Source organism: Streptomyces sp. A2-16, assembly GCF_018128905.1.
Taxonomy (GTDB): domain Bacteria; phylum Actinomycetota; class Actinomycetes; order Streptomycetales; family Streptomycetaceae; genus Streptomyces.
Genome location: NZ_CP063808.1, coordinates 8173116 through 8186168 on the forward strand (window position 1 = coordinate 8173116; position 13053 = coordinate 8186168).

The 13053-nt window shown below is 72.2% G+C and carries 12 protein-coding genes; 2 read left to right on the top strand and 10 right to left on the bottom strand.

What is annotated here, in order from left to right; all coding sequences use genetic code 11:
- The first annotated feature begins 75 nt into the window (after positions 1-75).
- Together IOD14_RS36730 and IOD14_RS36735 are read left to right on the top strand one after the other, a co-directional pair.
- Entirely contained in the window at positions 76-879 is an 804-nt protein-coding gene (locus IOD14_RS36730) for an IclR family transcriptional regulator (protein ID WP_212672555.1), read from the top strand.
- Positions 880-1066: 187 nt separating this feature from the next.
- The gene (locus tag IOD14_RS36735) at positions 1067-2254 is read left to right on the top strand and encodes an MFS transporter (protein ID WP_123989086.1); all 1188 of its coding nucleotides are present in this window, start codon (positions 1067-1069) and stop codon (positions 2252-2254) included.
- Between the two features lie 11 nt (positions 2255-2265).
- Here the strand turns inward: IOD14_RS36735 and IOD14_RS36740 are convergent, their stop codons facing one another.
- The 10 genes from IOD14_RS36740 to hrcA form a co-directional block, all read right to left on the bottom strand.
- Positions 2266-3255, bottom strand: a complete 990-nt coding sequence (locus tag IOD14_RS36740; RefSeq protein ID WP_174269127.1) for an adenosine deaminase — start codon at positions 3253-3255, stop codon at positions 2266-2268.
- Positions 3256-3275: 20 nt separating this feature from the next.
- Entirely contained in the window at positions 3276-4181 is a 906-nt protein-coding gene (locus IOD14_RS36745) for a ribonuclease Z (protein ID WP_212672557.1), read from the bottom strand.
- A gap of 6 nt (positions 4182-4187) precedes the next feature.
- Complete coding sequence (locus tag IOD14_RS36750) at positions 4188-4541, bottom strand: histidine triad nucleotide-binding protein (RefSeq protein ID WP_030314706.1); 354 nt, start codon at positions 4539-4541, stop codon at positions 4188-4190.
- Positions 4542-4572: 31 nt separating this feature from the next.
- A complete protein-coding gene (locus IOD14_RS36755) occupies positions 4573-7788 on the bottom strand; it encodes a S41 family peptidase (RefSeq protein ID WP_212672558.1) in 3216 nt (1071 codons plus the stop codon).
- 45 nt (positions 7789-7833) lie between these two features.
- Positions 7834-8367, bottom strand: coding sequence for a hypothetical protein (locus IOD14_RS36760; protein WP_174269128.1), 534 nt, complete (start codon positions 8365-8367; stop codon positions 7834-7836).
- A gap of 86 nt (positions 8368-8453) precedes the next feature.
- Positions 8454-8846 carry a VOC family protein gene (locus IOD14_RS36765; RefSeq protein ID WP_123989091.1) on the bottom strand — a complete coding sequence of 131 codons (393 nt, stop codon included), beginning with the start codon at positions 8844-8846 and terminating at the stop codon, positions 8454-8456.
- 17 nt (positions 8847-8863) lie between these two features.
- Positions 8864-9613, bottom strand: a complete 750-nt coding sequence (locus IOD14_RS36770) for a 16S rRNA (uracil(1498)-N(3))-methyltransferase (RefSeq protein WP_123989092.1) — start codon at positions 9611-9613, stop codon at positions 8864-8866.
- On the bottom strand, positions 9610-10686 hold the full coding sequence (locus IOD14_RS36775; RefSeq protein ID WP_123989093.1) for a nitronate monooxygenase: 1077 nt from the start codon (positions 10684-10686) through the stop codon (positions 9610-9612). Before IOD14_RS36775 ends, IOD14_RS36770 begins: the two co-directional genes overlap by 4 nt.
- A 165-nt stretch (positions 10687-10851) precedes the next feature.
- Positions 10852-11991: a molecular chaperone DnaJ gene (dnaJ, locus tag IOD14_RS36780; RefSeq protein ID WP_123989094.1), complete on the bottom strand. Its 1140-nt coding sequence runs from the start codon at positions 11989-11991 to the stop codon at positions 10852-10854.
- Complete coding sequence (gene hrcA / locus IOD14_RS36785) at positions 11992-13008, bottom strand: heat-inducible transcriptional repressor HrcA (RefSeq protein ID WP_037716999.1); 1017 nt, start codon at positions 13006-13008, stop codon at positions 11992-11994.
- Positions 13009-13053 lie beyond the last annotated feature (45 nt).

Here is a 13053-nt window from a genome sequence, read left to right on the forward strand (position 1 = left end):
AGATGGAGATTAGGTAGGCGAACCGTCCCCGTCAATGGGCCGTGCCCGGTTCGATGGTCCGATTACCATCGGCGCATGTCGGAGACAGGGGCCGAGCGCCCGGAGACCGGGGGCGTCCGCGAGGTGAAGTCGGCCGCCCGCACGGTCGAGCTCCTCGAACTGCTGGCCGCGCGCGGCGACCGCCCGGCCCGGCTCCAGGAGCTCGCGGACGCGCTGGGCGTGCCGCGCAGTTCGATGTACGCGCTGCTCCAGACGCTGATCTCGCGCGGCTGGGTCCGCACCGACGTCACCGGATCGCTCTACGGCATCGGCATCCACGCCCTGCTCACCGGCACCAGCTACCTGGACTCCGATCCGCGCGTACGGATCGTGCGGCCGTATCTCGACGAGGCGTCCCAGGCGCTGGGCGAGACCATCCACCTGGGCCGGCTCGACGGCCGGGACGTGGCCTATCTGGCGACGCGCGAGTCGCACGAGTACCTGCGCACGATCAGCAGGGTGGGCCGCCGGCTGCCGGCGCACGTCGGCGCGCTGGGCAAGGCACTGCTGGCCGAGCGGCCCGACGAACGGCTCCCCGAGGGGCCGTACGAGGCGCTCACACCGAACTCCCACACCACCCGCGACACCCTGCTGACCGACCTCACCGAGGTGCGCGCCCGCGGCTACTCGATCGACCGCGAGGAGGGCGTCCTCGGCATCGTCGGCTTCGGCTTCGCCCTGCGCTACGACTCCCCCGCCCAGGACGCCATCAGCTGCTCGGTCCCCGTGGCCCGCCTCACGCCGGAGCACGAACAGCGGATCGTCGCGGTGATGCGGGAGATCAGGGCCAAGATCGAGGCGACGGCACCGGGTGCGGGAGGCGCCCCGCACTGGCGTTAGGCACAGCGAAAAGGCGCTCTTCTACCCGCCGACCCCCACCCCAAACGGGACGTGATCCAGATCACGCGACCCGGGCTGTCTCCACAACCGCGTGCTTGATACAAATTCCTCGCGCGTTCCTGTCCGTCGACGGCTTGCGCCCAACCCCCTTTTCGAGCCGCTTCTTTCGCATGCCCTGGGAACGCCCGTGTTCGCCCGTCGCTCCACCCTGCCCTGGCCCCTCATTGCCCTTTTCACGGCCGGCTACCTCGCCCCCTACCTGCTGCCGACCACCGTCGGCAGGCTCGACTCGGGGCTTCCGCTCACCGCCACCGAGGCCGGTGCCGTCGGCAGCGCGCTGCTGCTGAGTTCGGCGGCGGCGGGCTTCCTGCTCGCCTCCCGCGTCGACCGCTTCGGCCCCCGCACCCTCGCCCGCATCGGCCTGACCCTCGCCGTCCTCGGCTACGGCGGCGCCGCCCTCGTCCACGCGGTCCCGGCGGTCGTCGTGGGCGCCCTGATCGGCGGTTTCGGATCCGGTACGTCGACGGCGGTGGCCGCCACCGGCATCGCCGCCCAGCCGGACCCGCACCGCACCACCACGGTCGGTCTCCTCGGCGTCTCCGCCCTCGCGGGCGCCGTCTACCTGGCCGTCCCGCACCTGGGCCCCGGCCACGGCCGGCCCCTCGCCGCGATCGCCCTCACCGCGCTGGCGGTCTGGCCCCTGACCGGCCGTCTCCCGCTGCGCACGGCCCCCGCCCGCGGCCGGGACACCGCCACCCCGCTCCCCCACCGCCGCTCCGGCCTGCTCCTCGCCGCCACCCTGCTCTGCTGGTCCCTCGCCCAGAACGCCCTGTGGGGTGTCAGCGGCCGCATCGGGCTCGCCCAGGCCCACCTCTCCGAGGCGACGGTCGGCGCGGTCTTCGCGATCGCCCTCGGCGCGGGCCTGCTGGGCGTCGTCGGCGCGGGCGCCCTCGGCCCCCGGCTCGGCCGCGCGCTGCCCATCGGCGGCGGCACGGTCCTCATCGCCGCCTGCATCACCCTCAGCGCCTCCGCGACCGACCTGACGTCCTTCGCGACCGGTGAGATCGCGTGGAACACGCTCTACCCGATCGTCCTGTCGTACGTCATCGGCCTGGCCGCCTCCCTGGACCCCCGAGGCCGCTGGGCGGTCCTGGTCGGCTCGGCATCCTCACTGGGCACGGCGGCAGGCCCCCTGACCGGCAGCCTCCTCGCGTCCCGGGCCGGCTTCCCGGTCATGGGCACGGTCCTGGCGGCGGGCCTGCTGCTGATCGCGGTGCCGATGACGCTGGTGGCGCTGGGCGCGGGCAGGCGAACCCTCCCGGTGGTGGAGATCCAGGTGGAAACCCAGGCCTACGACAGGGCGACGGCGGCGTAGGAGCCGTCGGCTCAGAACTCGTACGCCTCGACTTCGGCGAGGTACCGAGCCCGCAGCTCCTCGTCGTGCTCCAGGAAGGACGCGAGGAAGGAGTTGCGGGCAAGCTCCCGCAACCGCTCCTGGCCGAGCCCGAGAGTCTGCTGAACGGCCTCGAAGTTGTCCCCCGCGTAACCCCCGAAATAGGCCGGGTCGTCGGAGTTCACCGTGCACATCAGCCCGGCGTCCAGCATCGCCGGCAACGGATGATCACCCAGCACGTCGACCGTCCGCAGCCGCACATTGGACAGGGGACACAGAGTCAGCGGCACCCGGTCCCGCACCAGCCGCTCCACGAGCTCCGGCGACTCCACGCACCGCAGCCCGTGGTCGATCCGCTCCACGCCCAGCACGTCCAGCGCCTCGACGATGTACTCCGGCGGCCCCTCCTCCCCGGCGTGCGCCACCCTCCGCAGCCCCAGCGCCGCCGCGGCCTCGTACACCTCGCGGAACTTCACCGGCGGATGCCCCACCTCGGCGGAGTCGAGCCCGACCCCGACGATCCGGTCGAGATACGGCTTCGCGGCCTCGAGGGTCGCCAAGGCGGACTCCGCGGACTCGTCCCGCAGGAAGCACATGATCAGCTGCGTCGACACGCCGTGGTTCCGCGAGCTGTCGCCCAGCGCCCGCCACAGCCCCTCGACGACCGTCCCCATCTCCACACCCCGCGCGACGTGCGCCTGCGGGTCGAAGAAGATCTCCGCGTGCCGCACCCCATGCGCGGCGGCCCGGGCGAGATAGGCGTTCGCCAGGTCCTCGAAGTCCCGCTCGGTGCGCAGGACGGCCATGAGCTCGTAGTACAGGTTCAGGAAGGACTGGAGGTCCTCGAAGTCGTAGGCCTTGCGGAGCTCGTCCGTGGAGGCGTACGGGAGCTCGACGCCGTTGCGCGCGGCCAGCTCGAAAGCCAGCTCCGGTTCCAGGGTGCCTTCGATGTGCAGGTGCAGTTCAGCTTTGGGGAGGGACATCAAAGCATCGTACGGCCGCTTTATCGCCGTTTCGGAACCGGTACCCGCAGCAGGTCGTGGGCCACGGTCAGCTCGCCCTCGTACCCGGCCGCCCGCGCCTGCCGTTCGAACTCCTCCGGCTCGGCGTAGCGCTGACTGAAGTGCGTGAGCACGAGATGCCGCACACCGGCGTCCCGGGCGACCCTCGCGGCCTGACCGGCGGTCAGGTGGCCGTGCTCCACCGCGAGTTGCTCGTCCTCGTCGAGGAAGGTCGACTCGATGACGAGCAGGTCGACGCCGTCCGCGAGGGCGTGGACGCCGTCGCAGAGGCGGGTGTCCATGACGAACGCGAACCGCTGACCGCTCCGGATCTCACTGACGTCGTCGAGCAGGACGCCGTTGAGCGAACCCTCGCGCTGGATGCGTCCGACGTCGGGCCCCTTGATGCCCTGCGCGGCGAGACGGTCGGGGAGCATGCGGCGGCCGTCGGGTTCCGTGAGGCGGTAGCCGTAGGACTCGACGGGGTGGGAGAGCCTGCGGGCCTCCAGGGTGCAGCCGCCGGTCCGTGCGATCACCCCGTCCTCGGCGACCGGCGCCTCGGTGAGCCGGACGGTCTCCCGGTACGCCGTCGCGTACCGCAACCGGTCGAAGAAACGCTGCCCCGACTTCGGGTAGTGGGCGGTGATCTCGTGCGGGACCCGGTCGAGGTTGATGCGCTGGATCACGCCCGCGAGGCCCAGGGAGTGGTCGCCGTGGAAGTGGGTGACACAGATCCGGTTGAGGTCGTGGGCGGCGACCCCGGCGCGCAGCATCTGGCGCTGGGTGCCCTCGCCGGGGTCGAAGAGGATGCCCTCGCCGTCCCAGCGCAGCAGGTAGCCGTTGTGGTTGCGGTGTCTGGTGGGGACCTGGCTGGCGGTGCCGAGGACGACCAACTCACGTACGGACACGCCGAGTCACCCGGGGGGCCACTGGAGGCCGCGGCCTCCGACCACATGGGCGTGGGCGTGCCAGACGGTCTGGCCGGCGCCGCTGCCGGTGTTGAAGACGGTGCGGTAGCTCTCCAGCTTCTCGTCGTCGGCGACGGCCTGGGTCTCGCGCAGGACGTCCGCGGCAAGTTCCGGGGCGGCGGCGGCGAGAACCGCTGCGTTCTCGTAGTGGGCCTTGGGGATCACCAGGACGTGGGTGGGGGCCTGCGGGTTGATGTCCCGGAAGGCGACGGTGGTGTCTGTCTCGCGAACGATGGTCGCCGGGATCTGACCTGCGACGATCTTGCAGAACAGGCAGTCGTCCTGGGGTTCCCCTGCCATGTGGTTCCTTCCGTTGAGGTCCTGAGGCATCTTAACGAGGCGACGTCGGCGGAGTCTTCGCCGGACTGGCCTCCAGAGCCTCAAGCGCGATCCGCACCGCCTCGTCCAGCTGGGCGTCCCTGCCCGCCGCGTAGTCCTGCGGCCGCTGCACGACCTCCACGTCCGGGTCCACGCCGTGGTTCTCGACGCCCCACTCGTAGCCCTCCAGCCAGAACGCGTACTTCGGCTGGGTGATCAGCGTGCCGTCGACCAGGCGGTAGCGGCTGTCGATGCCGATGACCCCGCCCCAGGTGCGCGTGCCCACCACCGGGCCGATGCCCAGCGCCTTGATCGCCGCGTTCACGATGTCGCCGTCCGAGCCGGAGAACTCGTTGGCCACGGCGACGACGGGACCGCGGGGCGCGTCCCAGGGGTAGCTGTACGGCCGCATCCCCCGCGGCACCGCCCAGCCGACGATGCGGCGGGCCAGCTTCTCGACGACCAGCTGGGAGGTGTGGCCGCCGCGGTTCTCGCGGACGTCGACCACCAGGCCCTCGCGGGCCACCTCGACGCGCAGGTCGCGGTGGATCTGGGCCCAGCCGGGGGCCTGCATATCGGGGACGTGGAGGTATCCCAGCCGTCCGCCCGACTTCTCGTGGACGTAGGCGCGGCGGTCGGCGACCCAGGCGTGGTAGCGCAGGGGCTCCTCGTCGGAGATCGGCACGACGACGGCGTGGCGCAGCTCGCCGCCGCCGGACGGGGAGACGGTCAGCTCGATCGGCTTGTCGGCCGTGCCGACGAGGAGGGGGCCGGGGCCGGTGACCGGGTCGACCGGGTGGCCGCCGACGGCGACGATCGCGTCCCCGGCGCGGACCGCCACGCCGGGCGCGGCCAGCGGGGAGCGGGCGTGGGGGTCAGAGGTCTCGGTCGGCAGGATGCGGTCGATGCGCCACACCGGCGATCCCTGCGGGCCGTCCTCGTGACGGGAGATGTCGGCGCCGAGGAGCCCCTGCCGGGGTCCGTGGCCGTGGTTGCCGCGCGGGGTGACGTAGGCGTGCGAGGTGCCCAGTTCGCCGTGCACCTCCCACAGGAGGTCGACGAGGTCGTCGTGGGTGGCCAGACGGTCCAGGACCGGGCGGTAGCGGTCGAGGACCCCGGCCCAGTCGACGCCGCTCATGTCGGGGCGCCAGAACTGGTCCCGCATGATGCGGCCGGTCTCCTCGTACATCTGCCGCCACTCGGCCGAGGGGTCGACGGTCTGGCGGACCCGGCCGAGGTCGACGGAGACGTTGGTGTCGCTGTCGTCGTCGCCGGAGGCACGCCGGTCGCTCGGTACGACCTTCAGCCGGCCGTCGGTCCACAGCAGCACCCGCTTGCCGTCGCCGCTGACGGCGAAGTGGTCGGCGTCCGTGGCGAGGTGCTCCAGGCGCTGCTGGGCGAGGTCGTAGCGCTGGAGGTCGGTCTTGGGGTCGGGGTCGTCCGGGGTGGCCCGGGAGGAGCCGAGGACGCCCCGCACGGGGTGCCTGAGCCACAGGAGGCCGTCCTTGGCCGCCCGCAGGTTGGAGTAGCGGCCGGCCTCGACCGGGAAGGGCACGATCCGGTCGGCGAGGCCCTCCAGGTCGACACGGGTGGTCGGGGTGCCCTCGCTGTCGGGGGTCTCGTCCTTGTCGGGGGCCTCGAAGGGACGGCCGTGGCGCTGCGGGCCGAACGGGGACGGGGTGGTCGCCGCGAGGGTGATCAGGTGCGGGCGGTCGCCGACCACGAAGGCCAGGTCGAAGACGTGCTCGTCGTAGACCGGGTCGAAGGCGCGGTTGGAGAGGAAGGCCAGGTGCTTGCCGTCGAGGGTGAAGGCGGGGGCGTAGTCCTGGAAGCGCAGGGGGGTGGCCTCGGTGACCGAGAGATCGGTGGTGTTGGCGAGACGGAGCTGGGAGAGCGGGCCGGGGCCGGGGTGCGCCCAGGCGAGCCAGGCCGAGTCGGGCGAGAAGGTCAGGCCCCGTACGTCGCCGTCCTCGCTGCGGTCGACCTCGCGGACCTCGCCGGTCTCCCGCTCGACGAGCAGCACGCGGCCGTCGTGCGCGGCGACCGCGGCCCGGCTGCCGTCGGGGGCCATGGCGAGACCCAGGACGCGGCCGAGCTGTCCGGCGGCGAGGCGGCGCGGGGTGGCGCCGGGGGCGAGTCCGGTGGCGGGCGCGAACTCCAGGGCGTCGTCGCCCTCCGCGTCCGTCACCCACACCACCCACTCCTCGCCCTCCGTGCGGAAGGTGCGCGGCAGCCGGGCCCGGACGCCGGGTTCGGCGGCCAGGGCGCGGGCCGGGCCCGAGCGGTGGGTGACCCAGTGGACGGCGCCGCGCACGGCGACCGCGCTGCCGCGCGCGGTGTGGTCGGGGGCGGCCGAGCCGAACCAGCGGGAGGCGTCCAGCGAGTACGGCTGCCGGTCGGCGCGCTGTCCGCCGAGCCGGACCTCGAGACGGCGCGGCTCGGCGCAGTCGAGGTCGTCGAGGATCCACAGCTCACCGGCGCTGGTGTAGACGATCCGGGTGCCGTCACCGGAGGCGTGCCGGGCGTAGTAGCCGTCGAGGGGGGTGTGCCGTCGCAGGTCGGAGCCGTCGGCGAGGGAGGAGTAGACGGCTCCGGTGCCCTCGTGGTCGGAGAGGAAGGCGATCCGGTCGCCCGCCCACACCGGGTACTCCAGGTTGCCGTCCAGGTCGTCGTGGAGCCGGACGAACTCGCCGTCGCCGTCGCGGTCGATCCACAGCTTGCCCGCCGTGCCGCCCCGGTACCGCTTCCACCAGGCGGCCTCCCGGCCCATGGGCGCGGAGAGGATCACGGTCGCCGGGCCGTGGGCGACATGGCCGACGGGCCCGAACGGAAGGGTGGTGCCGGGTCCGCCGTCGAGCGGGACGGTGTGCGCCCAGCTGCGCCGCAGGCTGGCCTGGCCGTGGGTGGTGATGGCGAGGACCTCGCCGTCCGGGGTCCAGCCGCGCACCTGGGTGCGCACACTGCCCCAGTGGGTCAGCCTTCTGCCGGGTCCGCCGTCGACCGGGGCGATGTGCACCTCGGGCGCGCCGTCGCGGGTGGAGGTCCAGGCGACGGTGGTGCCGTCGGGCGAGATGCGGGGGTGGGTGACCGGGACGTTGTCCGCGCTGACCCGCCAGGCGCGTCCGCCGTCGAGCGGCGCGAGCCACACGTCGTCCTCGGCGGTGAAGGCCACCAACTCGCCCTGCAGATGCGGAAACCGGAGATATGCAGACGTCGCAGGCTGTGTCACCCGATCACCCTACGCACGGGCACCCCGCGTGCACAGAGGTTTCGATCACTTGCCGTCGGGCCAGCACTGCGGGTCGTTCTGGCACCAGATGGTCTTGGTGACGGTCACGGTCACGGTGGGGCCGGGCTGTCCGGGGTTGTTGACCGGCGGGGTGGGGGTGGCGTTGCAGTCGCCGAGCCCCTCCACGCGGAACCACTGCTTTCCGCCCACGGTGGCGGTCAGGTCGCCGCGCACGCAGGCGCCGCTGACGGTCCGGGTCACCTTGCCCTTGACGGTGATGTCCTTGCCGTCCCGCGTCTTGCCGTCGCAGTCGACGGTGGCCACGGTGTTCACACTGGCGCTCGGCGTCCGGTCGCCGTTGTCGTACGAGGCCGTGCAGGTCAGCCAACTCACGTCGGCCTTCTGCCGGTTCAGCTCCTTGGTGACCAGCTGGTCGGTGGTGTACGACACGGTCGCGGAGCTGACCACGCCGGTCGGATCGCAGGCGGCGAGCGCACCCACGGCCAGCACGGCAACGCCCGTCACCCCCGCTGCTCGCACCCCGCGCGGCCGACGCCTGTTCCGTCTCAACGCCACCATGGGGGCAGCCTGCCACCACGTGCCGTCCGGCGGTAGGGCGCATACGGCCACCCGCGCGCCGCTCACGCCCGGAACAGCGCCCGCGCTCACCCCCGCAGCAGCAGCCACTCCTGAAGCTCCACCAGGTTGCCCTCGGGGTCCTTGAGGTGGGCCACGCGCATGCGGTTCGTCATGGGGGCCGGGCCGTGCAGGAGCGTGGCGCCCCGGGTGGTGATCTGCTCGCAGTAGGTGTCCAGGTCGTCGACGCGGAGCACCACCAGGGAGCGGTGGCCGGTGGCGGTGTCGCCCAGTTCGTCCAGGACCTCGGCCATCATCGAGCGGTCCTGGAGCGCGATGCCCGCCGAGCCGGTGGCGGGGCTGAACTTCTCGTACGGCCCGCTCGTCGCCCCCGACTGGGGCTTGAGGCCGAGGACATCGGCGTAGAAGCGGTAGCAGGCGGTGAAGTCGGTGACGAGCAGGCGTACTTGGGCGAGTTCCACGGACGTTCTCCCAGGTGTCAGGACCAGCGGCCGGTGCGGCCGAGGAGCAGGGCGGTCGCCGCGGTACCGGCGGTCGACGTGCGCAGGACGGTGGGCCCGAGGACGTAGGCTCGCGCACCCGCCTCCTCGAAGAGCGCCAACTCGTCCTTGGCGACGCCTCCTTCGGGGCCGACGACCAGCACGATCTCACCCTCGGCGGGGAGTTCGGCGGTGGCCAGCGGCTCGCTGCCGCGTTCGAAGTCGGAGTGGAGGACGGCGGCGAAGTCGGCTTTGGCGAGAAGTGCGGCAACCTGCTTGGTGCTCGCCGCGTCCGCGACCTCCGGGAAGCGCACCCGGCGGGACTGCTTGCCGGCCTCGCGGGCGGTGGCCCGCCACTTGCCGAGCGCCTTCAGACCCCGCTCGCCCCTCCACTGGGTGATGCAGCGGGCCGCCTGCCAGGGCACGACGGCGTCGACGCCGACCTCGGTCATGGTCTCGACGGCGAGTTCACCGCGGTCGCCCTTGGGCAGGGCCTGGACGACGGTGATCCGGGGAGCGGGCTCCGGTTCCTCGGAGACCGAGGTCAGATGGACGACCAGCCGGTCCTTGCCCTCGGCGGCGATCACGTCGCACACGGCGTAGCGTCCGGCGCCGTCGGTGAGGACGACCTCCTCGCCGGGCTGGAGCCGCTTCACGGAGACCGCGTGGCGGCCTTCGGGGCCGTCGAGGACGTAGCGTCCGCCGCCGTCCGCGTCGAAGTGCTCGACCACGAACACCGGGGCGGTCATCGCAGGTCCCCCTTGCCCGACAACGCTGTCCTGGCTGCGTCGAGTTCGGCCGCGAGTATCTCCACGAGCTGCCCCGCGGGCAGTTCGCGGGCCAGCCGGTGCCCCTGGCCCGCCCACAGCGCCATGCCCTGGGCGTCACCGGCCTTGGCGGCGGCCTTGCGGAGCGGGGCGGTGAGGTGGTGGACCTCGGGATAGGCGGCGGGGGCGTACGGTCCGTGCTCGCGCAGGAAGCGGTTGACCAGGCCGCGGGCCGGTCTGCCGGAGAAGGCGCGGGTCAACTCGGTGCGGACGAACAGCGGGTTGGTCAGAGCCCGCTTGTGCACGTCGTGGGCGCCGGACTCGTGGGTGGCGAGGAACGCGGTGCCGAGCTGGGCCGCGCTCGCGCCGGCGGCGAGGACGGCGGCGATCTGGCTGCCGCGCATGATGCCGCCGGCGGCGACGATCGGGAGGGTGACCGTCTCGCGGATCTGGGCGACCAGGGACAGCAGCCCGAGGCCGGAGCCGTCCTGCTCGGGGAGGTCCCGGTGGGTGCCCTGGTGACCGCCGGCCTCGACGCCCTGCGCGATGACCGCGTCGGCGCCCGCGTACTGCACGGCGAGGGCCTCTTCGGGGGTGGTCGCGGTGACGAGGGTGAAGATGCCGGCGCGGCGCAGCGACTCCAGGGCGTCGCTGCTCGGGATGCCGAAGTGGAAGGAGACCACGGGCACGGGGTTGTCGAGGAGTACGGCGACCTTGGCGTCGTACCCGTCGTCACGGCCGCTGTCGGGGTCGCCGAGCTCGGTCTCGTACCAGGTGGCCTCGCCGGCGAGCTGGTGGGCGTAGACCCCGACGGCGGCGGGGTCGGCGTATTCGGGCTGCGGCATGAACAGGTTGACGCCGAAGGGCCGTCCGGTCAGCCCGCGCAGCTGCTTGATCTCCTGGTACATCCCGTCGGCCGTCTTGTACCCGGCGGCCAGGAATCCGAGCCCGCCCGCATCGGCGACGGCGGCCGCGAGCCGCGGCACGGAGACGCCGCCCGCCATGGGGGCCTGCACGATCGGATGAGGGAAGAGATCGGTCAGTGCGGAGGACATGACGGCATGTTGTCACGTCCTCCGAACAAGTCCGAATCCGACCTGCACACGACTCAGGTACGCCCGTTGAAGGCATCCTTCAACCGCGAGAACAGCCCTTGCTGCCCGGGCTGACGGTGTCTGCCCGGGGGACGACCCCCGGACCCCCGGCAGCCGCCCCGCCGCTCACGTGCGGCCGTTGAAGGCATCCTTCAACCGCGAGAACAGCCCCTGCTGCCCGGGCTGGAACTGGCCGGTAGGCCGTTCCTCGCCGCGCAGTTTCGCCAGTTCTCGGAGCAGGCGTTCCTGTTCCGGGTCCAGCTTGGTCGGGGTCTGGACCTCGACGTGGACGATGAGGTCGCCCCGGCCGCCGCCGCGCAGGTGGGTGACGCCCCGGTTGTGCAGCGGGATCGACTGGCCGGACTGGGTACCGGGCCGGATGTCGACCTCCTCCATGCCGTCCAGCGTCTCCAGCGGAACCTTCGTGCCGAGGGACGCCGCCGTCATCGGGAGCGTGACCGTGCAGTGCAGATCGTCGCCGCGCCGCTGGAACTGCGAGTGCGGGAGCTCGTGGATCTCGACGTACAGGTCACCGGCGGGACCGCCACCGGGGCCGACCTCGCCCTCACCCGCGAGCTGGATCCGCGTGCCGTTGTCCACACCGGCCGGGATCTTCACGGTCAGCGTGCGGCGCGAGCGGACCCGGCCGTCGCCGGCGCACTCCGGGCACGGGGTCGGAACCACGGTGCCGAAACCCTGGCACTGCGGGCACGGGCGGGACGTCATGACCTGGCCCAGGAAGGACCGCGTCACCTGCGACACCTCACCGCGCCCGCGGCACATGTCGCACGTCTGCGCGGAGGTGCCCGGCGCCGCGCCCTCACCACTGCAGGTGGTGCAGACGATCGCCGTGTCGACCTGGATGTCCTTCGTCGTGCCGAAGGCCGCCTCGTCGAGCTCGATCTCCAGACGGATCATCGCGTCCTGGCCGCGGCGGGTGCGCGAGCGCGGACCCCGCTGCGAGGCCGTACCGAAGAACGCGTCCATGATGTCCGAGAAGTTCCCGAACCCACCGGCCCCGAAGCCGCCCGCGCCACCGCCGCCGGCCTGCGAGAGCGGGTCGCCGCCGAGGTCGTAGACCTGCTTCTTCTGCGGGTCCGACAACACCTCGTAAGCGGCGTTGATCTCCTTGAACCGCTCCTGGGTCTTCGGATCCGGGTTGACGTCCGGGTGCAGCTCGCGCGCGAGCCGACGGAACGCCTTCTTGATCTCATCCTGCGACGCGTCGCGGCGCACGCCGAGAACGGCGTAGTAGTCCGTGGCCACTTACGACTCCGCCAGGATCTGTCCGACGTACCGTGCCACTGCGCGTACCGCTCCCATCGTTCCCGGGTAATCCATGCGGGTCGGTCCGACCACGCCGAGCTTGGCGACTGCCTCGCCGCCCGAACCGTAGCCGACCGACACCACCGAAGTGGAGTTGAGTCCCTCGTAGGCGTTCTCATGACCAATACGTACGGTCATGCCCGAATCCCCGGCCTCACCAAGGAGTTTGAGGAGAACGACCTGCTCCTCGAGGGCCTCCAGGACGGGCCGGATCGTGAGGGGAAAGTCATGTCCGAAGCGGGTGAGATTGGCGGTGCCGCCGATCATCAGCCGCTCCTCGTTCTCCTCGACGAGCGTCTCCAGGAGAGTGGAGAGCACTGTGGTGACCGTACCCCGGTCCTCGACGTCGAAGCCTTCGGGCAGGTCCTCGACCAGCCTCGGCACATCGGCGAACCGCCGTCCCGCGACGCGGCTGTTGAGCCGCGCCCGCAGATCGGCGAGCGAGGCCTCCCCGAAGGGCGCCGGGCAGTCGACCATGCGCTGCTCGACCCGGCCGGTGTCCGTGATCAGCACGAGCATCACGCGCGCCGGGGCGAGCGAGAGCAGCTCCACGTGCCGCACGGTCGAGCGGGTGAGGGACGGGTACTGCACGACGGCGACCTGCCGCGTCAGCTGCGCGAGCAGCCGCACGGTTCGGGCCACGACGTCGTCGAGGTCCACGGCGCCGTCGAGGAAGTTCTGGATCGCGCGCCGCTCGGGCGCGGTCATCGGCTTGACGCCCGCCAGTTTGTCGACGAACAGCCGGTAGCCCTTGTCGGTCGGGATCCGCCCGGCGCTGGTGTGCGGCTGGGCGATGAAGCCCTCGTCCTCCAGGACCGCCATGTCGTTGCGGACGGTCGCCGGGGAGACGCCGAGGTTGTGCCGCTCGGTCAGGGCCTTCGACCCGACCGGCTCCTCGGTGCCGACGTAGTCCTGGACGATCGCGCGCAACACCTGAAGCCTGCGTTCACTCAGCATCGCGCACACCTCCAGAGGTCGTTCCCTTGGCACCTTCGCCTGGCA

What these genes read in the sequence shown, in the direction of transcription:
- IOD14_RS36730 (WP_212672555.1), top strand. Translation starts at nt 76, where the DNA reads ATGTCGGAGACAGGGGCCGAGCGCCCGGAGACCGGGGGCGTCCGCGAG.
- IOD14_RS36740 (WP_174269127.1), bottom strand. Translation starts at nt 3,255, where the DNA reads ATGTCCCTCCCCAAAGCTGAACTGCACCTGCACATCGAAGGCACCCTG.
- IOD14_RS36750 (WP_030314706.1), bottom strand. Translation starts at nt 4,541, where the DNA reads ATGGCAGGGGAACCCCAGGACGACTGCCTGTTCTGCAAGATCGTCGCA.
- IOD14_RS36760 (WP_174269128.1), bottom strand. Translation starts at nt 8,367, where the DNA reads ATGGTGGCGTTGAGACGGAACAGGCGTCGGCCGCGCGGGGTGCGAGCA.
- IOD14_RS36770 (WP_123989092.1), bottom strand. Translation starts at nt 9,613, where the DNA reads ATGACCGCCCCGGTGTTCGTGGTCGAGCACTTCGACGCGGACGGCGGC.
- IOD14_RS36775 (WP_123989093.1), bottom strand. Translation starts at nt 10,686, where the DNA reads ATGTCCTCCGCACTGACCGATCTCTTCCCTCATCCGATCGTGCAGGCC.
- hrcA (WP_037716999.1), bottom strand. Translation starts at nt 13,008, where the DNA reads ATGCTGAGTGAACGCAGGCTTCAGGTGTTGCGCGCGATCGTCCAGGAC.